27 protein-coding genes are annotated in these 26,047 nt (G+C 42.2%); 24 read left to right on the forward strand and 3 right to left on the reverse strand.

Annotated features, from left to right (window positions below):
• The first annotated feature begins 84 nt into the window (after nucleotides 1-84).
• The 14 genes from flhA to MSC25_RS05615 are packed head-to-tail and all read left to right on the forward strand — an operon-like array spanning nucleotide 85 to nucleotide 14,171.
• A complete protein-coding gene (flhA, locus tag MSC25_RS05550; RefSeq protein ID WP_024032312.1) occupies nucleotides 85-2,196 on the forward strand; it encodes a flagellar biosynthesis protein FlhA in 2,112 nt (703 codons plus the stop codon).
• Between the two features lie 22 nt (nucleotides 2,197-2,218).
• On the forward strand, nucleotides 2,219-3,694 hold the full coding sequence (gene flhF / locus MSC25_RS05555; protein WP_096739259.1) for a flagellar biosynthesis protein FlhF: 1,476 nt from the start codon (nucleotides 2,219-2,221) through the stop codon (nucleotides 3,692-3,694).
• A complete protein-coding gene (locus tag MSC25_RS05560) occupies nucleotides 3,687-4,547 on the forward strand; it encodes a MinD/ParA family protein (RefSeq protein WP_054983003.1) in 861 nt (286 codons plus the stop codon). The genes flhF and MSC25_RS05560 overlap by 8 nt, the downstream gene beginning before the upstream one ends.
• 26 nt (nucleotides 4,548-4,573) lie before the next feature.
• Nucleotides 4,574-5,284: an RNA polymerase sigma factor FliA gene (locus MSC25_RS05565; RefSeq protein WP_024032309.1), complete on the forward strand. Its 711-nt coding sequence runs from the start codon at nucleotides 4,574-4,576 to the stop codon at nucleotides 5,282-5,284.
• 41 nt (nucleotides 5,285-5,325) lie between these two features.
• The gene (gene cheY / locus MSC25_RS05570; RefSeq protein WP_004588308.1) at nucleotides 5,326-5,709 is read left to right on the forward strand and encodes a chemotaxis response regulator CheY; all 384 of its coding nucleotides are present in this window, start codon (nucleotides 5,326-5,328) and stop codon (nucleotides 5,707-5,709) included.
• Nucleotides 5,710-5,724: 15 nt separating this feature from the next.
• Nucleotides 5,725-6,492, forward strand: coding sequence for a protein phosphatase CheZ (locus tag MSC25_RS05575; RefSeq protein ID WP_004588309.1), 768 nt, complete (start codon nucleotides 5,725-5,727; stop codon nucleotides 6,490-6,492).
• Nucleotides 6,493-6,507: 15 nt separating this feature from the next.
• Nucleotides 6,508-8,736 carry a chemotaxis protein CheA gene (locus MSC25_RS05580; RefSeq protein ID WP_248442838.1) on the forward strand — a complete coding sequence of 743 codons (2,229 nt, stop codon included), beginning with the start codon at nucleotides 6,508-6,510 and terminating at the stop codon, nucleotides 8,734-8,736.
• A 51-nt stretch (nucleotides 8,737-8,787) separates the two neighbouring features.
• The gene (locus tag MSC25_RS05585) at nucleotides 8,788-9,933 is read left to right on the forward strand and encodes a chemotaxis response regulator protein-glutamate methylesterase (protein WP_248442839.1); all 1,146 of its coding nucleotides are present in this window, start codon (nucleotides 8,788-8,790) and stop codon (nucleotides 9,931-9,933) included.
• Nucleotides 9,926-10,690 (forward strand): flagellar motor protein, encoded by a 765-nt coding sequence (locus tag MSC25_RS05590; protein WP_004588312.1) that lies wholly within the window; start codon nucleotides 9,926-9,928, stop codon nucleotides 10,688-10,690. Before MSC25_RS05585 ends, MSC25_RS05590 begins: the two co-directional genes overlap by 8 nt.
• 5 nt (nucleotides 10,691-10,695) lie before the next feature.
• Nucleotides 10,696-11,661: a flagellar motor protein MotB gene (locus MSC25_RS05595; RefSeq protein ID WP_248442840.1), complete on the forward strand. Its 966-nt coding sequence runs from the start codon at nucleotides 10,696-10,698 to the stop codon at nucleotides 11,659-11,661.
• Nucleotides 11,662-11,673: 12 nt separating this feature from the next.
• Nucleotides 11,674-12,444 (forward strand): ParA family protein, encoded by a 771-nt coding sequence (locus tag MSC25_RS05600; RefSeq protein ID WP_004588314.1) that lies wholly within the window; start codon nucleotides 11,674-11,676, stop codon nucleotides 12,442-12,444.
• Between the two features lie 3 nt (nucleotides 12,445-12,447).
• Complete coding sequence (locus tag MSC25_RS05605; RefSeq protein WP_029773816.1) at nucleotides 12,448-13,230, forward strand: chemotaxis protein CheW; 783 nt, start codon at nucleotides 12,448-12,450, stop codon at nucleotides 13,228-13,230.
• Nucleotides 13,231-13,254: 24 nt separating this feature from the next.
• On the forward strand, nucleotides 13,255-13,752 hold the full coding sequence (locus MSC25_RS05610; RefSeq protein WP_004588316.1) for a chemotaxis protein CheW: 498 nt from the start codon (nucleotides 13,255-13,257) through the stop codon (nucleotides 13,750-13,752).
• A gap of 17 nt (nucleotides 13,753-13,769) precedes the next feature.
• Entirely contained in the window at nucleotides 13,770-14,171 is a 402-nt protein-coding gene (locus tag MSC25_RS05615; RefSeq protein WP_004588317.1) for a DUF2802 domain-containing protein, read from the forward strand.
• Between the two features lie 81 nt (nucleotides 14,172-14,252).
• On the opposite strand, the gene MSC25_RS05620 is transcribed toward MSC25_RS05615, so the two are convergent.
• Both MSC25_RS05620 and MSC25_RS05625 read right to left on the reverse strand, forming a co-directional pair.
• Nucleotides 14,253-14,573 (reverse strand): EscU/YscU/HrcU family type III secretion system export apparatus switch protein, encoded by a 321-nt coding sequence (locus tag MSC25_RS05620; RefSeq protein ID WP_004588318.1) that lies wholly within the window; start codon nucleotides 14,571-14,573, stop codon nucleotides 14,253-14,255.
• Between the two features lies 1 nt (nucleotide 14,574).
• Nucleotides 14,575-16,887 carry a flagellar hook-length control protein FliK gene (locus MSC25_RS05625; RefSeq protein ID WP_248442841.1) on the reverse strand — a complete coding sequence of 771 codons (2,313 nt, stop codon included), beginning with the start codon at nucleotides 16,885-16,887 and terminating at the stop codon, nucleotides 14,575-14,577.
• A gap of 113 nt (nucleotides 16,888-17,000) precedes the next feature.
• On the opposite strand from MSC25_RS05625, the gene ccmA reads away from it, so the two are divergent.
• Genes ccmA through MSC25_RS05675 form a run of 10 tightly spaced genes read left to right on the forward strand, consistent with a single transcriptional unit; the run spans nucleotide 17,001 to nucleotide 24,716 of the window.
• The gene (gene ccmA, locus MSC25_RS05630) at nucleotides 17,001-17,621 is read left to right on the forward strand and encodes a cytochrome c biogenesis heme-transporting ATPase CcmA (RefSeq protein WP_095206646.1); all 621 of its coding nucleotides are present in this window, start codon (nucleotides 17,001-17,003) and stop codon (nucleotides 17,619-17,621) included.
• Nucleotides 17,621-18,307 (forward strand): heme exporter protein CcmB, encoded by a 687-nt coding sequence (gene ccmB, locus MSC25_RS05635; RefSeq protein WP_004588321.1) that lies wholly within the window; start codon nucleotides 17,621-17,623, stop codon nucleotides 18,305-18,307. The genes ccmA and ccmB overlap by 1 nt, the downstream gene beginning before the upstream one ends.
• 1 nt (nucleotide 18,308) lies before the next feature.
• Complete coding sequence (locus MSC25_RS05640) at nucleotides 18,309-19,046, forward strand: heme ABC transporter permease (RefSeq protein ID WP_004588322.1); 738 nt, start codon at nucleotides 18,309-18,311, stop codon at nucleotides 19,044-19,046.
• Between the two features lie 3 nt (nucleotides 19,047-19,049).
• On the forward strand, nucleotides 19,050-19,253 hold the full coding sequence (gene ccmD, locus MSC25_RS05645) for a heme exporter protein CcmD (RefSeq protein ID WP_004588323.1): 204 nt from the start codon (nucleotides 19,050-19,052) through the stop codon (nucleotides 19,251-19,253).
• Nucleotides 19,250-19,729 (forward strand): cytochrome c maturation protein CcmE, encoded by a 480-nt coding sequence (gene ccmE / locus MSC25_RS05650; protein WP_004588324.1) that lies wholly within the window; start codon nucleotides 19,250-19,252, stop codon nucleotides 19,727-19,729. Before ccmD ends, ccmE begins: the two co-directional genes overlap by 4 nt.
• A 1-nt stretch (nucleotide 19,730) precedes the next feature.
• Nucleotides 19,731-21,695 carry a heme lyase CcmF/NrfE family subunit gene (locus MSC25_RS05655; protein ID WP_029773819.1) on the forward strand — a complete coding sequence of 655 codons (1,965 nt, stop codon included), beginning with the start codon at nucleotides 19,731-19,733 and terminating at the stop codon, nucleotides 21,693-21,695.
• The gene (locus MSC25_RS05660) at nucleotides 21,695-22,264 is read left to right on the forward strand and encodes a redoxin family protein (RefSeq protein WP_029773820.1); all 570 of its coding nucleotides are present in this window, start codon (nucleotides 21,695-21,697) and stop codon (nucleotides 22,262-22,264) included. The genes MSC25_RS05655 and MSC25_RS05660 overlap by 1 nt, the downstream gene beginning before the upstream one ends.
• Nucleotides 22,264-22,725 (forward strand): cytochrome c-type biogenesis protein, encoded by a 462-nt coding sequence (locus MSC25_RS05665; RefSeq protein ID WP_004588327.1) that lies wholly within the window; start codon nucleotides 22,264-22,266, stop codon nucleotides 22,723-22,725. The genes MSC25_RS05660 and MSC25_RS05665 overlap by 1 nt, the downstream gene beginning before the upstream one ends.
• Nucleotides 22,725-23,975: a c-type cytochrome biogenesis protein CcmI gene (ccmI, locus tag MSC25_RS05670; protein ID WP_248442842.1), complete on the forward strand. Its 1,251-nt coding sequence runs from the start codon at nucleotides 22,725-22,727 to the stop codon at nucleotides 23,973-23,975. Before MSC25_RS05665 ends, ccmI begins: the two co-directional genes overlap by 1 nt.
• Nucleotides 23,976-23,984: 9 nt before the next feature.
• The gene (locus tag MSC25_RS05675; protein ID WP_004588329.1) at nucleotides 23,985-24,716 is read left to right on the forward strand and encodes a VacJ family lipoprotein; all 732 of its coding nucleotides are present in this window, start codon (nucleotides 23,985-23,987) and stop codon (nucleotides 24,714-24,716) included.
• An 81-nt stretch (nucleotides 24,717-24,797) separates the two neighbouring features.
• Here the strand turns inward: MSC25_RS05675 and MSC25_RS05680 are convergent, their stop codons facing one another.
• Nucleotides 24,798-26,021, reverse strand: coding sequence for an HDOD domain-containing protein (locus tag MSC25_RS05680; RefSeq protein WP_154945343.1), 1,224 nt, complete (start codon nucleotides 26,019-26,021; stop codon nucleotides 24,798-24,800).
• Between the last annotated feature and the right edge of the window lie 26 nt (nucleotides 26,022-26,047).

The following is a 26,047-nucleotide window of genomic DNA, read 5'->3' on the forward strand; positions in this document are numbered from 1 at the left end:
TACTCAATGAATCTATTGCTGGCTCTATACTTGGAATAGTTATTGCAATTTCAGGCTAGTGTCAATTTATTGAATTGTAGAGTTATGGATTTTAAAGCGGTATTACAACAACTTAACAAAGATAAAAAAGAGTATGCCAAAGGTGTTGGCACACCGCTACTAGTACTTGCAGCGCTGGGTATGGTTATTTTACCGCTGCCGCCATTTCTTCTTGATATATTATTTTCATTTAATATTGCCCTTGCCTTAGTTGTTTTACTGGTGACTGTTTACACCATGAAACCCCTCGAATTTGGTATGTTTCCGGCGGTATTGTTAATCGCTACAATTATGCGTTTAGCCCTAAATGTTGCCAGTACACGCGTGGTGCTCCTTGAGGGTCACAACGGGGGCGATGCGGCTGGTAAGGTAATTGAAGCGTTTGGCTCAGTGGTTATTGGCGGAAACTACGCGGTAGGTTTAGTGGTGTTTTTAATTTTGATCATCATAAACTTTGTAGTAATAACCAAAGGTGCTGGGCGTATTTCTGAAGTATCGGCTCGTTTCACGTTAGACGCTATGCCGGGTAAGCAAATGGCGATTGATGCCGACTTAAACGCTGGCTTTATTAGTGCAGAGCAAGCACGTGAGCGCCGCAGTGAAGTAACCCGCGAAGCCGACTTTTACGGCTCTATGGATGGGGCGAGTAAGTTTGTAAAAGGCGATGCCATTGCCGGTATCGTGATATTAATTATTAATATTGTTGGCGGCTTATTTGTGGGCATGATCCAACATGACTTGAGCTTTAGCCGCGCAATGGAAGTATATACTTTACTTACCATTGGTGACGGCCTTGTGGCGCAGCTTCCTTCATTACTGCTCTCTATTGGTACTGCTATTGTTGTTACTCGCCAAAACGAATCACATAACATGGGTGAGCAATTTAAAGCCCAATTAGGTAACGAAAAATCATTATTTATCGCCTCAGGTATTTTAATCATTATGGGGTTAGTTCCGGGTATGCCTCATATTGCTTTTTTAAGTTTAGGCGCACTACTTGGCTACTTAGCTTACTTTACTCAACAGCAAAAATTAAAAGCCGCTGCTCTAGCAGCCCAAGAGGCTGAAAGTGGTGCCGTTGCCGGTACTGGCGTTGCAAACAAGCAAGAGCAAAAAGAGCTTGGATGGGACGATGTACAACAAATTGACGTTATTGGCTTAGAAGTTGGCTACAGGCTTATTCCGCTTGTTGACCAATCTCAAGGTGGTGAGCTGCTCAACCGAATTAAAGGGGTGCGTAAAAAGTTATCTCAGGAGCTTGGCTTTTTAGTACCGCCTGTACATATTCGCGATAACTTAGAGTTAGACCCTAATGCGTACCGTATTACCATGATGGGTGTTTCAAGTGGTGAAGGCGAACTCAAACATGGCGATGAACTGGCCATCAACCCTGGGCAAGTATTTGGCCCTATTAAAGGGGTTGAAACCAAAGACCCTGCATTTGGCTTAGATGCGGTATGGATAAAGCCTGATCAAAAAGACGAAGCACAATCACTAGGTTACACCGTGGTTGACTCAGCCACTGTGGTAGCCACCCACATTAGCCAGTTATTAACTAACAGTGCCGCATTATTGCTTGGGCATGAGGAGGTTCAAAACCTGCTTGATATGTTAGCTAAAAGCCATCCGCGTTTAGTAGAAGGGTTAGTGCCAGAAGTACTACCACTGACAACCGTTGTAAAAGTACTGCAAAATTTATTAAACGAAGGTGTGGCTATTCGTGATATGCGCTCTATTGTTCAAACCCTTGTAGAGTACGGCCCACGTAGCCAAGATGCCGATGTTTTAACAGCTGCAGTGCGTATTTCGCTGCGCCGTTTAATAGTTCAAGACGCTGTGGGAATGTCATCAGAAATCCCTGTCATAACCTTGGCGCCTGAGTTGGAACAGATGTTGCATCAGTCATTACAAAATGCAGGCGACGAAGGTGCCGGAATAGAACCAAGCCTTGCTGAGCGGCTTCAAACATCATTAAACGAAGCGCATCAGAATCAAGAAATGGCCGGAGAACCTTCAATATTGCTAACGTCAGGAATGTTACGCACTGTGTTATCTCGTTTTGTTAAGTACACCATACCGGGTTTAAGGGTGATGTCTTATCAAGAGGTACCAGATGAAAGACAGATCAAGATTGTCAGCTCAGTAGGCCAACAATAAAGATTTTAACAGGGGTTGAACCATGAAGATTAAACGTTTTTTTGCCAAAGATATGCGCACCGCACTGAAAGAAGTTAAAGATGAGCTAGGTGTTGATGCCGTTATTATGTCGAACAAAAAACTCGCTAATGGTGTAGAAATTGTTGCCGCAGTAGATTACGACAAAGCAGCCCCTAAAGCCGCAGCACAACCACAGGCAGCGCCTGCTCCGCAAAGAGCCGTGCAACAGCCTACTCATAACTTTGTAAAGCCAGAGCCTAAGCGTGCGCAACCTGAGCCACAAGCAAAAGTAGCAGATAGCTTACAAGCTTTATTAGAGCGCCAGTCGCCACGCCCTCGCTCTCCTGAGCTAGCCTCTATGTTTTCGCAATCAGGTATTGATACGTCTGAGCATTACCAAGAGCCAGCACAGCCACGTACGACAAATATGTTTGCACGCGAAAATGAAGCGCCAAAACGCATGCAAACCCAAGCAGACAGCCTAGGCTTTGATGACTTAGATCAAGACTTTGACGAGTTAGATGCGCCGGTTGCACCGCGTAGTCAAGCTAATAACAACGAAAGCGCCCAAATGAGCGCGATGCGTGATGAAATGAACGCAATTCGCCAGTTATTAGAACACCAAGTATCGGGTTTAATGCAGCAAGATATGGCACGTCGCGACCCTACACGTGCATGCATGATTGACCGTTTAGTTGGCATGGGAATAGATAAAGACGTTGCAGAGCAAATGGCGTGTTTTATTCCAGATGACGTATCGCGTCAGCAAGGTTGGAAAGCATTATTGCAAATGGTTGAAGATCAAATGCAAACCACCAATAACGAAATTCTTCGCCAAGGAGGTGTGTACGCCCTTGTTGGGCCTACTGGTGTAGGTAAAACAACCACAGTAGCTAAACTTGCCGCATTAGGCGCACAAAAGTATGGCGCCGACAAAGTTGCCCTAATCACCACTGATACATACAGAATTGGTGCGTATGAGCAGCTTGCAACGTATGGTCGTATTATTGGTTGTGGTGTTAAACAAGTAAAAGATGCTAATGAATTAGCTGAAGTTTTATATCATTTACGCAATAAGCGTCTAGTATTAATTGATACAGCGGGTATGAGCCAACGTGATTTACGCCTTACAGAGCAATTAAATACGTTAATGCGCAACCAGCGAGTAGATATACGTAGTTATTTAGTATTAAGTGCCACAGCACAAATAAATGTACTGCAAGAAACCGTAAGACATTTTAAAAAGGTTCAGCTAAGCGGTTGTATTTTCACTAAGTTAGATGAATCATTAAGTTTAGGTGAGATTATTAGTATAGCGATTCAAAATCGTCTTCCAATAGGGTATCTTACTAATGGTCAGCGTGTACCAGAAGATATTCGCGTTGCAAATGCTGAAAAACTAGTAAAAAAAGCTGAGCAATTGTATTTAAAAAGAGCAAAAGCACAACATTCAAGGCACCAAGCAGTGGCGCCAAGCACAGTAGGGATGTATGATTAACACAGTATTAGATCAAGCAAGCGGCCTGCGCAAAATGAGTCAAAACAACAACAACGGCGTAAAAGTTATCGCTGTCACCGGCGGTAAAGGAGGAGTGGGTAAAACCAACGTCTCTTTAAATACTGCTATTGCTTTAGGGCAGCAGGGTAATCGTGTATTAGTATTAGATGCCGATTTAGGCCTAGCTAATTGTGATGTAATGCTAGGACTACGTGTTGAAAAAAACTTATCTCATGTCCTTTCTGGCGAGTGCGAACTTGACGAGATTTTAGTTGAAGGCCCAGGCGGTATTAAAATCGTGCCTGCTACATCAGGCTCGCAAAGTATGGTGGAGCTAACCCCATCTGAGCATGCTGGGCTAATTCGTGCCTTTAGTGAGCTTAATACCGAATTTGATATTTTAATTGTAGATACCGCCGCTGGTATTTCTGACATGGTACTGAGTTTTTCTCGTGCAGCGCAAGATGTCATGGTGGTGGTGTGCGACGAGCCGACCTCTATTACTGATGCCTACGCGCTTATTAAAGTACTTAGCCGCGAGCATGGCGTTTATAAATTTAAAATTGTTGCAAACATGGTGCGCAGTATGCGCGAGGGCCAAGAGCTTTTTGCAAAGCTCTCTAAAGTAACAGACCGCTTTTTAGATGTGTCTATGGAGCTTGTTGCGACTATTCCATATGATGAAAATATGCGTAAATCTACGCGTAAACAAAAAGTAATTGTCGATCTTTTCCCTAATTCACCAGCAGCAGTCGCGTTTAAAACATTAGCGACAAAAGCAGTAAAATGGCCTATACCTAATCAACCTTCAGGACATTTAGAGTTTTTCATTGAGAAGCTAGTAAACGGCTGATTATGACAACATCGGTGAAAAGAGCTATGGGATATCAATCAACACAAAATTTAAATGTGATTGTTGAAAAACACGCGTCGCTTGTCAAAAAAGTGGCGTGCCATTTAATAGCTCGTCTTCCTCCTAGCGTTCAGCTTGATGACTTAATCCAATCGGGAATGATTGGCCTTATCGAGGCCTCAAAAAACTTTGACGCCAGTAAAGGGGCAAGCTTTGAAACGTTTGCTGGTATTCGTATCCGCGGCGCTATGCTTGATGAAATGCGCAGAGGGGATTGGGCACCACGTTCGGTGCACCGCAAAAGCCGATTAGTAGCCGAAACCATCACAGAATTAGAAAATAGCTTAAATAGAGAACCAAAAGATACTGAAGTAGCTGAAAAACTTGATATTTCGCTAGAAGAATACCATCATATTTTAAATGATGTTAATTCCAGTAAAGTGCTTGGTATAGAAGACCTAGGGGTAGATGAAGATGTTATTAGCCCTGCAGGTCAAGATTTAGCGCTAGACAAACCATTTAATAATGTTAAAAATGAACGGTTTAATAATTCATTGTTAGAGGCAATAAAGTCTTTACCAGAGCGAGATGCAATGGTGCTTTCTTTGTATTACAACGATGAAATGAATTTAAAAGAAATTGGGCATATACTCGATGTAAGTGAATCGCGTGTAAGTCAGATACATGGTCAGGCGATGATTAAGCTCAAAGCAAAAATCAATGACTGGATAAACTAGTAGTAAGTAAATTATAGGTTAAGACCTCACCGGAGGATGTTTTGGATAAAAACATGAAAATTCTTGTTGTTGATGATTTCTCTACAATGAGACGTATTATAAAAAATCTGTTGCGTGACCTAGGGTTCACGAATGTTCAAGAAGCTGACGATGGTTCTACAGCATTACCTATGTTGCAAAATCAGGTTTTTGACTTTGTTGTAACCGATTGGAACATGCCAGGCATGCAGGGTATTGACTTGCTAAGAGCCATTAGAGCTGATGAAAAATTAAAACATATTCCGGTTTTAATGGTGACGGCAGAAGCTAAAAAAGAACAAATAATAGCGGCAGCGCAAGCAGGTGTTAATGGCTACATTGTTAAGCCATTTACTGCTGGTACTTTGAAAACTAAATTAGAAAAAGTGTTTGAACGCTTAGGTTAATGAGAGGAGAGGCTTATGTCAGCACCAGCTGCGCCTCAAATTACTTTAGAACAAGCTCGTCAGCTCGTCGTTTTTTTAGAAAACGGTGAGCAAGATAAAGCAGATCAATTAATTTTAGATACTGCCTCTCAAGAACAATCGCAGCTTTTTGCTGAAGTAGGTAAGTTAACACGCCAATTACACGAAGCCCTTAAAAGCTTTGAACTTGATACGCGTTTAACCGATTTAACCACTGATGCAATACCGGATGCGAAAAAGCGCTTAAACTATGTCATGGAAATGACAGAAAATGCAGCTAATAAGACAATGGATGCGGTCGAAGCAAGCCTCCCTATTGCGCAGCAGCTAGCAGATGAAATTGCACATATTAAGCCTACTTGGGATAGGCTTATGAACCGCGAAATAGAGCTGGGCGAGTTTAAAACCTTATGCCACAGCATCGACAAGTTTATGAACAGCTCTCATCATAAAACCGATGAGTTGCAAACTTTAATGACTAATGTACTAATGGCGCAGGATTTTCAAGATTTAACCGGCCAGGTTATCCGCCGTGTAATTGAATTAGTCAGAGAAGTAGAAGAAAGTTTAATCCACCTTTTAACAGCATTTGCTGCACAAGATGACAGCATTGCTGAAAGTAAAGAACAACAAGAAACAGAAGAACTGGTTGCCGCACAAACATTAGCAGGTCCTGAAGGCCCTATTATTGATAAAGAGTCGCGAAATGATGTTGTATCTGACCAAGACGAGGTCGATGACCTATTATCAAGTTTGGGCTTCTAAGAGGAGAGTAACTGCATGAGCTTTGAAGTCGATGAAGATATTTTACAAGACTTTCTTGTAGAGGCTGGAGAAATCCTAGAGCTTTTATCTGAACAGTTAGTTGAGCTAGAAAATAACCCAGAAGATACTGAGTTACTAAATGCTATTTTTAGGGGCTTTCATACCGTAAAAGGGGGAGCAGGCTTTTTAGCTATGACTGAGCTTGTTGATGCCTGTCATGGTGCTGAAAACGTATTTGATCTCTTACGCCAAGGGGTTAGAACTGTTAATTCAGAATTAATGGATGTGATTTTACAAGCACTAGATACCATTAATGAAATGTTTGCCACTATTCAAAACCGCGAACAGCCAGACCCAGCAGACCCTCAATTATTAGAAACCCTTCATAAACTTGGCCAACCGCCTACGGATGATGAGCTTACTGAAACAGCCCCCGACGTTGTTGAACAAGAACCCGCAGCTCCCGTTAGCGCAACAGATGATGAAGACCCATTTGCATTTGATGAACTATTTGATGTGGCAGGTTCAAGCCCTTCAGCAGATAGCACGCAAATTGACGAAATTACAGAAGATGAATTTGAAAGCTTACTCGATGAGCTACACGGCAAAGGCCAAAGCCCGGTGTCGCAACCAAGTGCAAGTGCAGAGCCAGATTCAAGTTCAGATATTACCGATGATGAATTTGACAGTTTATTAGATGAATTACACGGTGTAGGTAGTTTTGGTCCTGTTGCAGGAGATACTTCAAGCAGTGAGCCAGAAGTAAAACACACAGCACCACCAGCGGCTGTTGCAAATGATAGCGGTGATGATGAAATCAGCGATGATGAATTTGAAGCACTGCTTGATGAACTGCATGGTAAAGGCGCCGCACCAGAATCAAAAGAAGCTGACACACCTGCACCGCAGCCACCTAAGGCTGCACCTGTAGCACAAACGCCAGCAAAACCTACGCCAGAAAAGCCTACGCCAGCACCTGCAGCAAAACAAGCTCCGGCGGCTAAAGCCGCTGCGCCTACACCTAAAGTGGCTGAAAAACCAGCGAGTAGCGCTGCACCTAAAAAAGCTACGCCTCCACCTGCTGAAACCACAGTACGTGTTGATACAAAGCGTTTAGACCAAATAATGAATATGGTTGGCGAGTTGGTATTAGTACGAAATAGGTTGGTTAGTTTAGCGACCAATACAGACAGTGAAGCGATGGGTAAGGCGATATCAAATCTTGATGTGGTCACTGCTGATATTCAAGGTGCAGTAATGCAAACGCGAATGCAGCCTATCAAAAAAGTGTTTGGCCGATTCCCTCGCGTAGTACGTGACTTAGCCCGTAGCTTAAATAAAGAAATTGATTTACAGCTTGTAGGTGAAGAAACCGATTTAGATAAAAACTTAGTTGAGGCACTGGCCGATCCGTTGGTGCATTTAGTACGAAACTCAGTTGACCACGGAATTGAAATGCCAGCAGCGCGTGAAGCTGCGGGTAAGCCTAGAACCGGTAACGTTACATTATCGGCTTCGCAAGAAGGCGACCATATTTTGTTAACCATTAAAGATGATGGTGCAGGTATGGATGCGGAAAAACTGAAAAAAATAGCGATCAGTAAAGGCGTTATTGACCATGATCAGGCAAGTCGCTTATCAGATACAGAAGCGTATAACTTAATATTTGCACCAGGCTTTTCGACCAAAGAAGAGATATCTGATATTTCTGGCCGTGGCGTAGGCATGGATGTAGTAAAAACTAAAATTACGCAGCTTAATGGCTCTGTGAGTATACAGTCAGAGTTGGGCGTAGGGACTATTTTAGAAATAAAAGTACCATTAACACTGGCTATTTTACCTACGCTGATGGTCATTGTTGGTGAGCAAACGTTTGCGTTACCACTTGCTGGTGTGAGTGAAATATTCCACTTAGATTTAACCAAAACCAATGTTGTAGATGGTCAGCTTACAATTATTGTTCGTAAAAAAGCGATACCGCTATTTTACTTAGAGCATTGGCTAGTTAAAGGTGCTGATTGTTCTCAGCGAAAAGCGCAAGGTCATGTGGTAATTGTACAAATAGGTACTCAGCAAGTTGGCTTTGTGGTTGATTCATTAATTGGCCAAGAAGAAGTTGTTATTAAGCCTCTTGATGCGTTATTACAAGGTACGCCAGGAATGGCTGGTGCAACAATTACATCTGACGGTGGTATTGCGCTGATTCTGGATGTACCTAATATGCTTAAGCATTACGCAGGATAAAATGTAGGCATACCTGTGTATGCCTACACATAAATTTAATAAGAGAGCGCAATGGCCGTAAAAGTTTTAGTTGTTGACGATTCCAGTTTTTTTCGCCGTCGAGTAAGCGAAATCCTTGAACAAGACAGCGGTATCGAAGTAATAGGTTTTGCTGTTAACGGTAGAGAAGCCGTAGAAAAAACAGCGCAGTTACGTCCAGATATGATCACCATGGATGTAGAAATGCCTGTGCTTGATGGTATTAGCGCAGTAAAAGAAATTATGGCGAGTAACCCAACGCCAATACTTATGTTTTCTTCATTAACCCGCGACGGTGCAACCGCAACTTTAGATGCACTTGATGCCGGAGCTATGGACTTTTTACCGAAAAAGTTTGAAGACATTGCACGAAATAACGAAGATGCAATCAAGTTATTGCAAGCCAAAGTGAAGGAAATTGGTCGCAGGCGTGCTCCACGCCCTGTTAGGCCATTAACATCAAGTAAGACTACTGCTCCATCTGCAAGCAAACTTGCCACAACAAGCTCTTCGCTTAAACAACCTGATAGAAGCTTTCACCGTGCTGCCCCAGTGCAGACAACAACTACACCCAGTATGCCCACGCGTGCCAGCGGTACACACTATCAAATAGTGGCTATTGGCACTTCAACTGGCGGGCCAGTTGCTTTACAAACTATATTAACCCAATTACCTGCTAACTTTGCACACCCTATTTTGTTAATTCAGCACATGCCGGCGGCATTTACGCCTGCGTTTGCGGCACGTTTGAATAGCCTTTGCAAAATACGCGTTAAAGAAGCGCAACAAGGTGACAGGCTAGAAGCCGGCACAGCCTACTTAGCACCTGGTGGACAGCAAATGATGGTGGAGGGGCGAAGTGGTAACAAAACGTTGCGTGTATTTGAAGATAATAGTGAACGAATAAGCTACAAACCAAGCGTTGATGTTACTTTTGCAAGTGTTGCTAAAAGCTACCAAGGAGACGTACTTGCTATTGTTTTAACCGGCATGGGCGCTGATGGACGTGATGGCGCGCGAATGCTTAAGCAATCTGGCGCAACAATTTGGGCGCAAGATGAAAAAAGCTGTGTGGTATACGGTATGCCTCAAGCTATTGCTAACGCTGGGCTTGCCTCTGAGCATTTAGCGTTAAACGACGTAGCAGCAAGAATAAAAAGAGAGACTGGTTGTGGATAAGCTCTCTGTTTTAGGGTTAATCATTGCGCTGGGCGCTATAGCGATTGGTTACTCTTTAGAGGGTGGCGTTGTCACGGCGTTATTTAATGGCCCTGCACTTATTATTGTACTTGGCGGCACCTTAGGGGCTGTTATGTTGCAAACGGCGACAAGCACCTTTAAAAAAACGCTAAGCATGAGCCATTGGGTGTTTTTTTCACCCCAGTACAATATTGAGCAAGCCATAGAGCAAATTAAAACGTGGTCGCATAAAGCTCGCCAGGAAGGGTACTTAGCGCTTGAAAAAGAGGCACTTAGTCACCCAGATCCTTATGCAGCAAAAGGGCTTAGCTTACTAGTAGATGGGTGTTCGGAGCAAAAGCTACGCGACACCTTAGAAATAGATTTAATGCTTGAACGAGACCGCTTACTTGAAGCAAGTAGAGTGTACGAAGCCATGGGCGGATATAGCCCAACTATAGGTATTTTAGGGGCTGTACTTGGTCTTATTCAAGCAATGTCATTTATTACCGACCCTCAAAAGCTAGGTGCAGGGGTCGCCACCGCATTTATTGCAACAATATATGGGGTGGGTTTAGCTAACTTATTATTTTTACCTATGGCCAATAAGCTTAAGCAGCGAGTGGAGCAAAAAATGCTTTACCATGAAATGATGGCCGAAGGGGTGATTGCTATAAGCCTTGGCGAAAGTCCTATTAACATAGAATTAAAGCTTGAAGCTTATCGCACAGAGCGCCCTAATGTCGTGGTAGAGTAACTTTTATGTTACGCCGGCGCTTACGTCAATCAGCTGAAAAAAATCAACATACAGAACGTTGGTTAGTCTCTTATGCTGATTATATGACCATTATGTTTGCCTTTTTTGTGGTTATGTATGCCATTGCCATAAATAAAGAAGAAAGTTTTCAAATCCTCTCAGACTCCCTAGAACAGGTTTTTGACAAATCAGCAAGGCAGCAATCGCAACAAGGTGAGGGCGTTACTGGCGAAGGGCTACTTACTGACCGTGTTACCCCAGAGCAAGAGTTATTGTACGGTGAGAGCATTCAAAAACAGGAGTCTGGCCCAGAGCTGCTAGATGGACATAGTGATACCAGCAATATAAAACAAAAGCATTTAGGTAAACCACTCGATAGTTTGTTAACTAAATTACATTCAGCACTTATTGATGAAATTCGTGATGGAGAAGCCAGTTTAGAGCTCAACCAAGATTGGCTTATTATTGAGCTAAGTTCAGGAATGCTGTTCTCAAGTGGTAGCTCTGTGGCCCATGCGCGAGCTAAGCAAGTCGTAAAAATTGTAAAAGATATTATTGCCCCAGTAGATAACTACATAAGGGTAAGAGGTTACACAGATAACGAAAGTATTCGCAATGAAATGTTTCGCTCTAACTGGGAGTTGTCAGTTGCACGTGCGACCTCTATTTTAGTTGAATTAGAAGCGTTAGGAATTAACCCAGCTAGAATGGCAATCGAGGGGTATGGGCAATACTCACCTTTTGCCGATAACGACACCGCAGCAGGTCGAGCAGAGAATCGTAAAGTTGTTATTGCGCTTTCTAAGTATGGCTTAGTACAACAAACCACCGAAAATGAAGCTGAGCCTGATGAGCAAGTGCAACAAGCTACGCCTGAGCCAGAGGTGGAACTTCCCTCTGATGATAACTCTATTAAAATAATTCGTTTACCTCATGGTGGCATCAGAATCACCACGCGCAATGAACAGTAATTAGGACTTAATGTGAAGATTTGGACAGTAGCAAATCAAAAGGGCGGTGTAGGTAAAACCACAACGGCTGTCAGTCTTGCTGGTATTTTGGCCTTGCAAGGTAAACGCGTATTACTCATTGATACCGACCCTCACGCCTCACTAACGTACTATTTTGGTATTGATTCTGAAGATTTAGAAGTCAGTGTGTACGATATTTTTGCCCGCGGCACCTCAATGCAAAGTGAAGAAATACTTCAAGCATTGTGCCCCTCTACGATGGAAAACCTAGATATATTGCCCGCGACGATGGCTATAGCAACCCTCGATAGAAGCATGGGCAATAAAACGGGAATGGGCTTAATTTTAAAAAAAACACTTGCAAAAATTAGTGAACATTACGATTATGCGCTGCTTGATTGCCCGCCCGTTTTAGGTGTTTTAATGGTGAACGCATTAGCCGCCAGCGAACGTATTTTAGTGCCTGTGCAAACTGAGTTTTTGGCGCTCAAAGGGCTTGATAGAATGATGCGCACTATGGAATTAATGCAAAGCTCTCAAGCGAAACAGTACCAATATACTATAATCCCTACTATGTATGATAAGCGCACAAAAGCGTCGCTTGAAGCCTACAAAACGTTACAAAATACATATAAAGATAAAGTATGGCCAGGGGTGATCCCCGTTGATACAAAGTTTAGAGATGCAAGCCTTGCACAAAAGGTACCCATAGAGTTTTGCCCACGTTCGCGTGGGGTTTACGCTTATAAAGCGTTATTAGATTATTTAATTGGACAAGGTTAATGAATGAGTAAGCAATTATTTGCTAATGAAAAAGTAATGACTCAATACTTAGGGGCGCTATTATGCGAAGACGAACCTGAGGAAAACCTTGAGCCTGTAGCAAAGCTACTTGAGCAAGTACCTAGTGCCTTACAAAACGACGAAGTACTTTTAAAGCCCAAAGCGCAATTAAAAGTAACCGAGCAGCTTTATTCTGAGCAAGTAAAAGAGAGTAATAGCGAGGCTGACGCCACTATTTCGCCACCTGCACCTATTGAGCCTGAGCCAGTAGAGACACCTGAGGTGCAAACCCAGTTAAGTACAGAACCTGCCCCTTTATTACATAGCCAAGAAGATTACTTTGAAGGTGAATTTCAGGCTCTGTTTTTTGAAGTGGCTGGTTTAACATTGGCTGTTCCTTTAAAAGCGCTTGGAGGAATTCATCAATTAGGTGAAGTAAATCATTTATTTGGTAAGCCAAAGTGGTTTAAAGGCGTTATGCTTAATAGAGATGAAAAGCTAAACGTAGTTGATACTGCACGTTGGGTAATGCCTGAAAAGTACGATGAAAAGTTAGAGGCCTCTCTTAATTATCAGTATTTAATAACCCTAGGCGATAGCAACTGGGGTTTATTGGCCGAAAAGTTAATAAATAACATTACATTGAGTAAAGAAGATGTAAAATGGCGAAAAAACAGTGGCAAACGCCCTTGGCTTGCCGGTGTTATTAAAGAAAAAATGTGTGCTTTAATAGATGTAGATAATTTAAATGCACTATTAGAAAAAGGCTTAGATAGCCGTCAGTAGTAACGACCATTACGGGGTAACAGCATGAGCGAAGATAGACTATTATCAGCGAATAAAAACGCAGATAACAACGATGAAATTTTACAGTGGGTAACGTTTAAGCTTGAAGAAGAAACGTATGGCGTAAACGTAATGCAGGTGCAAGAAATTTTACGTTATACCGAAATTGCCCCAGTACCTGGTGCACCTTCATACGTTATTGGCATTATAAATTTACGTGGTAACGTAGTCACTGTTATTGATACTCGTGCACGCTTTGGTTTGCCTGCTGCGGATGCAACTGATAACTCTCGCATTTTAATTATTGAAGCAGAAGAGCAAGTAATTGGTATTTTAGCTGATAGTGTTTCTGAAGTTGTGTACTTACGCAGCTCTGAAATAGACAGTGCGCCAAATGTTGGTACCGAAGAAAGCGCTAAGTTTATCCAAGGTGTATGTAACCGCGATAACGAATTACTTATTTTAGTCGATTTAAATAAATTACTTAGCGATGACGAATGGGATGAGTTAAGCGATATTTAAGCTTTACCACTAAAATTATGTTGTTACTCAGTATCGCAATAGCAGCGTTAGGGATAGGTTTAATATCGCTGGCGCTAATTGTTGCATTAAAAAATAAACAGTCGGCGGAGCTTAATGCGGTATCACAGCAATTAAAAGATACCTCAGAGCAAACACATATATTACGCAGTGAAGTGTCTGAGCTCAGAACAGGGCTTTTAAGTATTGGTAAGCGCGTACTTGAAGTTGAGCAACAAAATCAAGAGTTGATGCAACAACAAGCTGCCCAAAAATATGATGACCCAGACGCAAAAATATATTCTCGTGCTGTTAAAATGGTTGAGCTTGGCGCAGATTTAGATGAGGTGATACGCGAGTGCGAGCTTCCTAGGGCTGAGGCTGAACTATTATTTTCGTTACATAAACAAAAAGACGCCTAGCGTCTTTTTTGCTTTTAACTACACGTAATACCAATGTGCAGTAATACTTAATAAAGGGGGAGATATAATTCATCCACCTAGTTATGCCTTTACATTTAGCTTACCTTGAAAGTCTTGCCAGCCAGGTGGGAACTGCCCACGAAGCACGTACGAAAAAGCAATCAATTCAGCAATAACATAATAAAGTTCTTTAGGTATTTCCTCTCCCAATTCTAAGTGAGAGAGTGTTTTAGCAAGTGCTTCATCTTGGTGGATCATAATGCCTTTTTGTTTCGCTGCTGCGATTATTTCATCGGCCAACTCGCCAAACCCTTTTACACTTACTGCTGGGGTACTTCCTGCTTCATACAACAGGCCAATCGCGGATTTATTATTTGCTGCTAAATTAGAGGTGTCAGTCATGTTAAACCTTAATATTTATAATGGCATGCGATTGATAAAACGCTTGATGACTAGCATCTGCGCGTTTTAAGTTTAGCTCGCCAACTTGCAAGCCATGCTGAGCTAATTTAGCCCTGAGGCTATCTAAGTGAGGGTGTGCAATTGCACTTACTTCTTGGCTAGAGGCAAGCAGCTGGCAATCGAGCGCTTTGTCCATAAGCTCAGCCACTATTTGTAATTGCCCTTGCTGTGCATAATCAAAATTTAATCTAACAAACCACACGTTTTTTTCGGTTTTATCTACACTGGCTTTTTTATATTGCCCTAAGGTTATCTCTGTTTGTCCCGCTTCAGGCGGAAGTTTCATCGGAAATAAAAACTGTGCTAGCGGGTTTGTGTCGCTTTGTTGGTTTGGCGTAGTTACTTGTACTTGGTTAAGGGTATTTTTAACTTGTAGCAGCTCTGGGGCAAGCTCTTGTATTTGTGTTTGTTGAAGTTGCTCTAATAGTTTATCCGCGCCATTACCTACTTTAAAAGTAGGTAAAAGCACATTAAGTAGGGCATCCACGCCTGTGTGGTTATTAAACGTTAGCGAAGTACTTGATTGGCTTATTATTGGCGCCGCTAAAATAGTAACCGCAAGTTGCTCAAGCCCTTTTGTAAAGCTACTTTGTAGTGTGTCGTTTGGCGTAGTAAGCGGTTGTAAGGTACTTAAAAGCTCTCGCTGTATGGTGGCTGGGTGCACATTAGTACTGGAGACCATTCTATTAAAAGCTTGATTCACTAAACGCGTAAGATCAGGTGTATTTTGAGTAGCTTTACTTGCTATGTCAGTAATTTGGCTACTCAACAATGTTTTAGGGTTGGAAGCGCTATTTGGGCGCTCACTCTCTGTTGGCAAATTTAAAAGCGAGGTTAAAAGTTTAGCCTCTGTTGGTTGTAACTGCTGACTTACAGCTGTGTTAAAAAGTGAGTGAGACAAACTGGGTTGGTTAGGAGTATTTACCTGTGAAGTTGTGGCATGTAGTGTTTTTAAACTCAGCGGCACAGAAGAGTTGCCTTGCGTACTTACATTTGTTGGTTGGGCGCTCACTGCTTGGGGCTGAGCTGTGTTGTTTGCTGATTGCCATAACGACACACTCGCCTTTAATTGCTGGGTTATTTGCACTAAAGGAGGCAGCTGCGCAAAGTGTTTAGCTAAAGGGCTGTTAGGGGTAAAAGAATGATTAGCCACTTCTGCGGTTATATTTAGCTTGCTTAAATTAGGGTTTGTTAGCGTGTTTATTGGTGTCGGCGTTTTATTTACATCAAGCTTAGCTTGTTGAGCCTGCAAAGGTGGCATTTTACTCGCAAAGGGTTTGTTTTCAAAGTATTTAACGGCATCGTTAATTCGCGTTTTTAAATCACTAAAGCTACTTTGTAACCATGACTTTATAGGGCTTTGTGCACTTAACTGCGGGCTTGTTTTATCAGCGGGGGGTCTGGCTGCATTTTGCTGCTGTGATAAAACCAAGTCGGTAAAGGGTTTACTAAATGAGTTATTAAGCGCGACCTGCATTTTAGGTAAGTTAGTTTTAATGAGCAGCTTATCTGCTTGATTGGTAATATTGACTGCCACGGGCTTGCTAGGCAATTCACTAAGCTGTTTATTAGTTATCGGTGTTGTGAACGAGCCGCTATGCTGAGGGTGCGAAATAATAGCTAATTTAGGCGTTGCTTGTAGTTGCGCGCTGGGCAGTAAGTTAGTTAATAGCTGCGAAATTTTATGCTGGCTGAGAGTTTGAGTATGGACGGTGTCAGCAAAGCGGTTAATAACATTTATTTGTGCGCCTTTATTGGTTGTATTAATAAGTACCTGTAATGGCTGCTCGGTATTTAACAGCTGTGCGGTTTCTTTGTTAATTGCAATACTGGCATTAAGGCTAGGTATCATAAGCTGCGGTGACGGCGAAAGCTGTACATTGACTGGCAAAGGTTTACTTTGTATTTCACTACCGGTACTAACATAATTTAAAAAACGCTGCAGTTGTGATGCGTTGCTAAGTGTAATATTGGTATTGTTAGGAGTAATATTTAGCTGCTTTCCATCAGCGCTGAGCTGTATGTTAGCACTTGCTATTTTGTCTGTATTTTGAGGGGCATGCGTTATGCCTAAGCGCAGTGTTTGCCAGTGTTTATCAATCAAAACATCGAGTGTAATTGAGCCTTTTGAAAACTGAATATTTTTAGCCGCAAGTACCTGCTCGGGTAATTGTACTAATTCGTCCGAAGTGCTCGGGGCGCTTTGGTTATTAACCAATGAATTAGATAATGTGATTTGCGTTGGATTATTCATTATTTTAAATCAAGTTTTCGCTAATTTTCGTGAATCGATTTTAAAGCAATATTCGTATTACCCTATCATTATGGTAGACTAACGCCTAATTTTTGGCATAGAGAAACGTCATCTTGTTACACATTAAGTCCGTCACCTGCATCAAGCAAGAACGTTGTTTGTTTGCGGATCTTAATTTTAGCCTAAATAGCGGTCAAATCATGCAATTAGCGGGTCCTAACGGGGCTGGCAAAACATCATTATTGCGTATTGTCGCAGGCTTTAGTGTGCCTGATGAAGGCGCTATTTTTTATAACCAGCAAGCTATTGCCAAGCATTATGAAGAGTACGCCACAGACCTGCTATTTATAGGCCATAAAACCGGTGTCAATGTGCAGCTCAGCGCACTGGAAAACGTGCGCCATTGGTTACACATTAACGGCTATACAAATGAGCCCGACTTATATCCAATTTTAGCTAAGCTTGGCTTAGTGGGCCTTGAAGATGTGCCGGTAAGAATGCTCTCTGCAGGGCAGCAGCGTCGTGTTGCTTTAGTGCGATTATGGTTAAGCGATGCAAAACTATGGGTACTTGATGAACCCTTTACTGCACTTGATAAAAATGGCGTTGCCTTTTTACAACAACGTTTTTCTGAGCATTTAAAAAGTGGTGGCGCTATTTTACTAACAACCCATCAAGATTTAACAACACAGTTTGAAAACCTACAAACGGTGACCTTGGAGTATCGTTACTGATGACTCGTCAACATTCATATTGGCTGCTGTTTAGTGCGGTATTTAGTAAAGATGTAAAGCTTGCATTTCGCCAGCGCGCTGAAATTATCAATCCTATCTTGTTTTTTCTCATTGTTATTTCTTTATTTCCGTTAGCAATTGGCCCAGAGCCCGGTCTATTAAACAGAATGGCGCCAGGTATTATTTGGGTAGCAGCTTTGCTCTCTACCATGCTTGGACTCGATAAATTATTCAGAGACGACTATAACGATGGCTCGTTAGAGCAGTTAATTGCTTCATCGTACCCGCTATCACTCACCGTGTTGGCTAAAGTCGCGGCGCATTGGGTTGTTACCGGTTTACCATTAGTATTAATGACACCGTTATTTGCTTTATTGCTTAATTTAGAGAGCTCTGCGCTGTTAGCGACCGTATTAACATTATTATTAGGCACGCCATTATTAAGCTTTATTGGTGCAATTGGGGCTGGCCTTACTGTGGGATTACAAAAAGGCGGCATTTTAATGAGCCTATTAGTGTTGCCTTTGTATATTCCTGTTTTAATTTTTGCAACGTCAGCCATTGATACCAGTACTATGTCGCTGGATTATAGTGGGCAGCTTGCCATTCTTGGGGCCATGTTAGTAGTTGCTATTATGTGTGCACCCATCGCCATATCGTCAGCATTAAAAGTGAGTGTAAGTTAATATGTGGAAGTGGTTACATCCCTACGCAAAAGCAGAGCGCGCATATCAATTATGTAATACGTTACTGCCTTATTTTGCCGTTGTTACGGTTATAAGTATGCTTGTTGGTTGGATTTGGGGCTTAGGTTTTGCACCAGCTGATTATCAACAAAAAGACAGCTACCGTATTATTTTCATTCATGTTCCATCGGCTATTTTGTCTATGGGCGCATACTCTTCTATGGCTATAGCAGCTATTGTCGCTTTAGTGTGGCAATTACGTAACGCTGAACTTGCTGTAATTGCTATTGCCCCGGTGGGAGCATGTGTTACAGCTATTGCCTTAATTACCGGCGCTGCATGGGGTAAACCTATGTGGGGTGCTTGGTGGGTATGGGATGCACGTTTAACCTCTGAACTTATTTTATTGTTTTTATACTTAGGCGTGCTGTCGCTTTACCATGCCTTTGAAGATAAAAAATCAGCAGGGCGCGCAGCGTCTATTTTAGCCATTGTAGGGGTAATTAATTTACCTGTTATTCACTACTCCGTAGAGTGGTGGAACACCCTGCACCAAGGCGCAACAATCACAAAGCTTGATACAAAAGCCATTGACCCAAGTATGTTTTGGCCGCTTATGGTAAATATTTTAGCATTTGCAGCGTTTGTGGGCACTGTAACGTTAATTCGCCTTAAAAATGAAATATTACAACGTGAAAAGCATCGACCTTGGGTTCGAGCCTTGTTAAGTAAGGGGTAAATTATGCAGTTTGACTCTTTTTCTGATTTTATTGCAATGGGAGGCTACGGGTTTTACGTGTGGCTTTCATTTGGTACATGCGCCTTAATTTTGTTGGGCATTTTATTTAGCTCTTTACGTGATACAAAACGTATTATGGCCTCAGTAGAGCAGCAAGTTGCGCGCGAAGCGCGAATTAAAAAAGCGAAGCAGGAACAAATCTCATGAACCCAAGACGTAAAAAACGCCTATTGGTAATTATTGCAGTACTGTTTGGTATTGGTGCCTCTGTAGGCCTAGTGCTTTATGCGCTACAAGAAAACATAAACTTATTTTATACACCAAGCGAGCTAATAGACGGCAAAGGCCCAGATAAAGAAAAACCGCAAATAGGGCAAAAGTTGCGTATTGGCGGTATGGTTGTGCCGGGTTCTGTCATTCGTAATGAACAAAGTTTACAAGTCAGCTTTAAATTGATTGATACCGGGCCATTGGTAACAATTAAATACCAAGGCATTTTGCCTGACTTATTTCGCGAAGGCCAAGGTATTGTAGCGCAAGGTGTGCTTGTAGAACCAAACGTGATTGAAGCTTTTGAAGTACTGGCTAAGCATGATGAAGAATACATGCCAGCAGAAGTTGCAGAAGCCGTAAAAGGAATTAAACACGAAAAACCAAAATACAACCTAGATAGCGGTAGCTAATATGATCCCAGAACTTGGTTATTTTTCTTTAACGCTTGCCATGGTGCTAAGCGTTTTACTGTGTATTTTTCCGCTGTGGGGCGCGCATACCGGTAATCTTCGTTTAATGCGTGCGGCCCCGTCTTTAGCCGTTGGGCAATTTGCTTTTGTACTTCTCTCGTTTGCTGCGCTTATCTATGCCAGCTTAACAGATGACTTTACGGTATCTTATGTGGCGTATCATTCAAGTAGTACGTTGCCTTGGTATTATAAAATTACCTCTACGTGGGGTGGGCACGAAGGCGCTATTTTACTGTGGCTTGTAATGCAAGCAGGGTGGACCGCCGTGGTTGCGATGCGTTCTAAATCGCTACCTTGGGTGTTGCGTGCACGTGTTTTAGGTGTGCTTGGCTTTTTAGGTGTCGGTTTTATGATGTACACACTACTGCTTTCAAGCCCATTTGAACGCTTACTGCCGTATTTCCCTGTTGAAGGGCGTGATTTAAATCCGCTACTACAAGACCCAGGTATGATCATTCATCCGCCATTACTGTATATGGGATATGTGGGGTTATCGGTTGCGTTTTCATTTGCTATTGCAGCACTTTTAACAGGTAAACTTGATAACACCTGGGCTAAATGGTCTCGCCCATGGACGATGACTGCTTGGGGCTTTTTAAGTTTAGGAATAACCATAGGCAGCTGGTGGGCTTATTCTGAGCTTGGCTGGGGTGGCTGGTGGTTTTGGGATCCGGTAGAAAACGCATCGCTTATGCCCTGGCTAGTCGCTACGGCTTTATTGCACTCTTTGAGCGTGACAGAAAAGCGCGGTGTATTTAAATCGTGGACTGTGCTGCTTGCCATCGCTGCATTCTCCCTAAGCTTATTAGGCACCTTTATTGTTCGCTCAGGTATTATTGTATCGGTGCATGCATTTGCCACTGACCCCGATAGAGGTTTATTCATTCTAGCCTTTTTAGGCATTGTTGTTGGCGGCGGTTTATCGTTGTATGCGCTGCGCGTATCACAAGTTAAAAGCGAAGGCCGTTACAAGTTTGTATCACGCGAAGTGGCCTTATGGCTTAACAACATCTTTTTAGTGGTAGCCACATTAATTGTTCTTTTAGGTACTTTGTTACCTATGGTGCATAAAGAAATGGGCCTAGGCAGTATTTCTATTGGCGAACCGTTCTTTAATAAAATGTTTGCCATTTTATTAGTACCATTTGCCATATTAATGGGAATAGGGCCTTTTCTTCGTTGGAAACAAAACAAGTGGGCTGTACTACAAAATAAAGTATTAATAGGTGTGTTAATAAGTGTTGTTATTACCTGTGCGTGGTTGTTCTCAAGCTACGATGTCGTAAAGCCACTTACATTATTAGCCACCACCTTAGGTGTATGGGTTGCAGTCTCTACTGCCATAGATTTATACGCCAAGGCGTCGGTTCACGGGACGCTAAAAGAAGGTATTAAACGTTTAGGCATTAGCTACTGGGCTATGGTGCTAGGTCACGTTGGTTTAGCATTTGTTATTGCTGGCGTAACACTTACTTCGGCGTACTCGGTGGAGCGTGATGTTTCTATGAAGCAAGGCGATATTGTCACGCTTAACCAATACGAATACCGATTTGATGGCGTTAAATCAATACGCGGCCCTAACTACAGTGGGCATGCTGGTGTAGTGTCGGTATTCAATAACGATAAGCTAGTGACTGAGTTACATGCAGAAAAACGCAAATACGATATTGGTATGCAATTTATGACCGAAGCGGCAATTGATGCCGGCTTTACTCGCGACCTATATTTAGCGCTCGGTGAGCAATTAAGTAAAGGGGCATGGTCACTGCGTATTTATCACAAACCGTTCGTGCGTTGGATGTGGATAGGCGGTGTACTTATATCGCTTGCAGGGTTTATGATTTTATTTGATAAACGCTACCGTACATCAGCAAGTACACGCAAAAAAGCGTTGGAGAATGCGTAATGAACCGTAAAATTTTAGCTTTAGCACCGTTATTAATATTCATATTTTTATGTGTATTTTTGTATCAAGGTTTGTTTGCCAACCCGCGTGAAATTCAAACCGGACGACTAGGCCAAACGATGCCTGCGTTTAACCTGCCTGATTTAATGCAAGATGATAAGCGCTGGACAGATGAAAGCCTAAAAGGCGAAGTTTATTTACTTAATGTATGGGGGACTTGGTGCCCTACATGTTTAGTTGAACTTGGGTATTTAACTAAGCTGCGCGAGCAAGGCGTAAAAATTATTGGCTTGTACTATGTACAAGGCTATGATGCCGATTTTGATGGCCCATTTGATATGCAGGCTTTGCGCACAGATGTGAGCGATATGCTCAGCCGTGCTGGCGACCCATACCAATTTAATATTTTAGACTTGCACCGTACCTTATCACTTGATTTAGGTGTATCGGGTGCCCCTGAAACATTTTTAGTGGATAAAACGGGTAAAATTTTATTACACCATACAGGGGATCTAAATCCGCGCGTATGGCGTGCTAAATTTGCCCCTGTTATGCAGGAGCTAAATTAATGCGAGTGTTTTTATTAACCCTGAGCTTTTTTATAAGTATGGCAGTGTATGCCGAGCAAGATCGCTACCAGTTTGACAATAACCAACAAGCTGTGCGCTTTGAAGAGTTAACCAAAGAGCTCAGGTGCCCTAAATGTCAAAACCAAAATATTGCAGACTCAGATGCCATTGTTGCAAAAGATTTACGCGACAAGGTACTCGCGCTGGTAAAAGAAGGTAAAACAAAAGACGAAGTAATCGATTACATGATAGACAGATACGGTTATTTTGTTCATTACGATCCGCCTGTAACACCAGCCACATTAGTACTTTGGGTTTTACCTGTACTTATTGTTATTTTGGGTTTTGGTTTTATTGTAATTCGCCAGCGTAAGGCGTCAGTTAAGCAAACCTGGAACAGTGATGATGAAGCAAAACTTGCTAAGTTAATTGCAGAAAATAAACGTCAGGAGCAAAATTAATGATTTTAATGTGGGCGTGTTTTGCTTTACTCACACTAATTGCACTGGCTTTCATTATGTTGCCTTTTTTAAAAAAAGAGCGCGTGCAAACCATTACTCACAATGCTAATGCAGAATTGATCAGCATTTACGAGCAGCGTTTAGTTGAGCTGCAAAACGACTTAGACAATCAACGTATTGATGCACAAAGCCACAGTGAATCGGTTATTGAGCTAAAACGTCGTTTATTGAACGAGCTATCGCCAGAAAAATCGCTTAATAGCAAAGGTAATAACCGTATTTTTGCTTTAACAGGCGCAGCATTTTTATTAGCCCTCACCGGTGTTTTTTACACCTTTACAGGGAGCCAGCAGCAAATAGCAGCGTGGTATGATGCAATGGATAACCTTGCAGATTATGGCGAGCGTGCGGTAATGCAAAAAGGTGAGCCTCTTACTCAAAACGAGCTGCAAGCGTTTGCTTTAGCGCTGCGCACTAAGCTTAGTGAATCAGGCGATGACGAAGTTGCGTGGATGCTGCTTGGACGTGTAGCTATGTCGTTAAACGAATTTGATATGGCGCAGCAATCGTTTGATAAAGCCCTTCGAATGAACCCAGACAACATGCAAGTACTCATTAGCTACAGCCAAGTTTTACTGCTTGAAGGCAGTGAAGAGAACATGACGCGTGCAGCGGGTATGCTATCTAAAGTGCTAAAGGTTGAACCAACAAACCTTGATGCTATTTCTTTATTAGCGCTTATTGCCTATGAGCGCAAGGACTGGCCGCAAGCCAAAGCGGCGTTTGAAGTATTACTGGCAAGCATGGATAAAAGCGATACGCGCTACTCAATGATAGCGCAGCGTATTTCCGATATAGAGCAACAAATGCAAAATGAGGGCTCTGTAATGCCGGTCTCTGCTAATAGTGCTATTAGTGTTACTGTGAGCTTAGCGAATGAGCTTTTCGATAAGCAGCCACAGCAGGGGACTTTATTTATTTTTGCCAAGGCTGCTCAAGGCTCTCCTATGCCATTAGCGGTTGTTAAACTAAATGAATACAGCTTTCCGCTAACGGTGCAACTCACTGATGCTAATGCAATGGTTGATGGGTTAAACTTATCAAGTGCTAAAGATATTGTGATCACAGCGCGGATCTCAATCGATGAGTCAGTTATGCCAAGTAGTGGTGAGTTAGAGGGTCACTCTGAGACACTACAACGTGAAAACGTAAGTGACTACCAACTTCAAATTGATACATTAATACCTTAAGGACATTAGATGTTAAAGCATAGTTTTACTTTTTTATGTTTATTGGTGCTAGCCGGATGTGCACAAGTACCAGAAAACAAAGTTGATGAGCGCGATCCGCTACAAAGCATTAACCGTCCATTGTACGACTTTAATATGGATATTCTTGATGCTTATATTTTACGCCCTGTGGCTGTAGGGTATGTAGAAGTGACCCCTGTGCCTGTACGCAATGGGATTGTTAACTTTACCGATAATATTAGTGCGCCTGTTGATATGATAAACGCAGGGCTACAAGGTAAAGCGGGCAACGCAGGCGTGAGTTTAGCGCGTTTTTTAGTTAACTCTACGGTAGGTGTATTTGGTATTTTTGATGTTGCAAGTTCACTTGGACTTGAGCTGGTAGATGAAGACTTTGGCCAAACATTGGGCGTGTGGGGCGTTGGCGATGGCGCATATATTATGCTGCCAGCAATGGGGCCGACTACAGCACGTAACTTAACAGGCGATGTAGTTGATAACTTTGTGTTACCAGAAATCGCTCTGACTACGCCTCAAACTATTTTAGTTTTTGCGCTTAAAGCGGTTGAAGCTCGTGCTTCACTTATCCCGCAAGAAGGCCTACTTAATGACTCTCTTGACCCGTATCTGTTTGTTAAAGACATATACTTTCAGCGTCAGCTTTATGAGCTATACGACGGCAATCCTCCAATCAAAGAAGAGCCTGAAGACTTTGATGAAGACTTCTTAGAAAGCCTATAAATAACAGCTATAAAAAATGCCAGCAATTGCTGGCATTTTTTATGCGTATTTTGAGCTTAAATAAATAAGCCCTAATGTTTATTATTCTTTAATCATCAGCTGCATTTGCTCATTAACCCACGTTAAGGCGTCATGGTATGCATTGGCAACTTCTTCGCCTAAATTTAATTGTTTAGCAATCTCGTTGGCGGCTTCCCAATCTGCGTGCTCATAAAACTTAACCAAGTTTAGATACTGAGCAAGCAGGCCTTCGTCATTCAATAGCGCAGCTTTTATCTCTGCAGACAGCGGGAGCTTTTGCATAACGCTTTCCATGGTTTCATCTAAAATAGCGTCCATAAGCGACATCATGCCAGTTAAAAAGGCCATACCGGTATCTTTAAACTGCCCGTGTGAAATAGCAAGTAGTTCACCAAATCGTGCACGTGTTAGCGAAAGCCTAATTAGCTCAACAGGTTTATCGGCAGAAACTTGCGCTGCAAATAACAAAGATAACAGCTTTTTAATTTCGTTAGCGCCAAGGACGATGAGTGCTTGTTTGATTGTGTTTATTTCGGCTCTGCGCGCAAACGCAGCTGAGTTTGAATAACGCAATAACTTGTAAGATAGATTTACGTCACGTTCAAACACATCGGTTATCTTTTTAAGATCCATTTCAACAGATGAGGTTTCGTAAAGCAGCTCTGCTAATGCCATTTCTGATGGCGGCAGTGCTTTACTTTGTACCATTTCAGGCTTTGAAAAAAAGAACCCCTGAAAATATTCAAACCCAAGCTCAAGAGCTAAATTATAAGCTTCATAGGTTTCTACTTTTTCAGCTAAAAGCTTGATGTGTGGATAGGCTTTAATATCGTTAATTATGGTTTTTATTGCACTTTCATCAGTGGTTAAAAAGTCTATTTTTATAATATCGATAAATGGGTAAAAATGGCGCCATACTGGTTGGTGAATGTAATCATCAAGCGCTAGGGTGTAGCCTTTTTCTTTTAAATCTTTAACAATAGCCAGTAAGCGCTTACCTGGTTGCACTGTTTCAAGGATTTCTACAACGACCGTCTCTTTCCCTAACATAGTAGGGTAACCTTTAAGTAAGGTTTCTAGGGTAAAGTTAATATAGGCGGGTTTGTTGCCAGTTAAATCTTCTAAGCCAAAATTAAACTGACTCCCTTCGATTAGCTTCGTTGTTGCTTCGTCACCGTCTATGTCTGGAAATACATTATCAACGCCATCACGAAATAATAACTCGTATCCAACAAGCTCCTTTTCGCGGTCTAAAATAGGTTGGCGTGCAGCATAAAAATACATAAATAGTTCCGTACAAAATAATAATT

Source organism: Pseudoalteromonas sp. 1CM17D (assembly GCF_023161805.1).
Classification (GTDB): domain Bacteria; phylum Pseudomonadota; class Gammaproteobacteria; order Enterobacterales; family Alteromonadaceae; genus Pseudoalteromonas; species Pseudoalteromonas atlantica.

Coding starts and splice junctions, on each gene's coding strand:
- flhA (WP_024032312.1), top strand. CDS start 85: ATGGATTTTAAAGCGGTATTACAACAACTTAACAAAGATAAAAAAGAG.
- MSC25_RS05620 (WP_004588318.1), bottom strand. CDS start 14,573: ATGACTGACACCTCTAATTTAGCAGCAAATAATAAATCCGCGATTGGC.
- MSC25_RS05580 (WP_248442838.1), top strand. CDS start 6,508: ATGAGCTTTGAAGTCGATGAAGATATTTTACAAGACTTTCTTGTAGAG.
- MSC25_RS05560 (WP_054983003.1), top strand. CDS start 3,687: ATGATTAACACAGTATTAGATCAAGCAAGCGGCCTGCGCAAAATGAGT.
- MSC25_RS05585 (WP_248442839.1), top strand. CDS start 8,788: ATGGCCGTAAAAGTTTTAGTTGTTGACGATTCCAGTTTTTTTCGCCGT.
- MSC25_RS05595 (WP_248442840.1), top strand. CDS start 10,696: ATGTTACGCCGGCGCTTACGTCAATCAGCTGAAAAAAATCAACATACA.
- ccmD (WP_004588323.1), top strand. CDS start 19,050: ATGCAGTTTGACTCTTTTTCTGATTTTATTGCAATGGGAGGCTACGGG.
- MSC25_RS05660 (WP_029773820.1), top strand. CDS start 21,695: ATGAACCGTAAAATTTTAGCTTTAGCACCGTTATTAATATTCATATTT.
- MSC25_RS05655 (WP_029773819.1), top strand. CDS start 19,731: ATGATCCCAGAACTTGGTTATTTTTCTTTAACGCTTGCCATGGTGCTA.
- ccmB (WP_004588321.1), top strand. CDS start 17,621: ATGACTCGTCAACATTCATATTGGCTGCTGTTTAGTGCGGTATTTAGT.
- ccmE (WP_004588324.1), top strand. CDS start 19,250: ATGAACCCAAGACGTAAAAAACGCCTATTGGTAATTATTGCAGTACTG.
- MSC25_RS05575 (WP_004588309.1), top strand. CDS start 5,725: ATGTCAGCACCAGCTGCGCCTCAAATTACTTTAGAACAAGCTCGTCAG.
- MSC25_RS05610 (WP_004588316.1), top strand. CDS start 13,255: ATGAGCGAAGATAGACTATTATCAGCGAATAAAAACGCAGATAACAAC.
- MSC25_RS05625 (WP_248442841.1), bottom strand. CDS start 16,887: ATGAATAATCCAACGCAAATCACATTATCTAATTCATTGGTTAATAAC.
- MSC25_RS05665 (WP_004588327.1), top strand. CDS start 22,264: ATGCGAGTGTTTTTATTAACCCTGAGCTTTTTTATAAGTATGGCAGTG.
- MSC25_RS05605 (WP_029773816.1), top strand. CDS start 12,448: ATGAGTAAGCAATTATTTGCTAATGAAAAAGTAATGACTCAATACTTA.
- MSC25_RS05565 (WP_024032309.1), top strand. CDS start 4,574: ATGGGATATCAATCAACACAAAATTTAAATGTGATTGTTGAAAAACAC.
- flhF (WP_096739259.1), top strand. CDS start 2,219: ATGAAGATTAAACGTTTTTTTGCCAAAGATATGCGCACCGCACTGAAA.
- MSC25_RS05615 (WP_004588317.1), top strand. CDS start 13,770: ATGTTGTTACTCAGTATCGCAATAGCAGCGTTAGGGATAGGTTTAATA.
- MSC25_RS05680 (WP_154945343.1), bottom strand. CDS start 26,021: ATGTATTTTTATGCTGCACGCCAACCTATTTTAGACCGCGAAAAGGAG.
- MSC25_RS05640 (WP_004588322.1), top strand. CDS start 18,309: ATGTGGAAGTGGTTACATCCCTACGCAAAAGCAGAGCGCGCATATCAA.
- MSC25_RS05675 (WP_004588329.1), top strand. CDS start 23,985: ATGTTAAAGCATAGTTTTACTTTTTTATGTTTATTGGTGCTAGCCGGA.
- ccmI (WP_248442842.1), top strand. CDS start 22,725: ATGATTTTAATGTGGGCGTGTTTTGCTTTACTCACACTAATTGCACTG.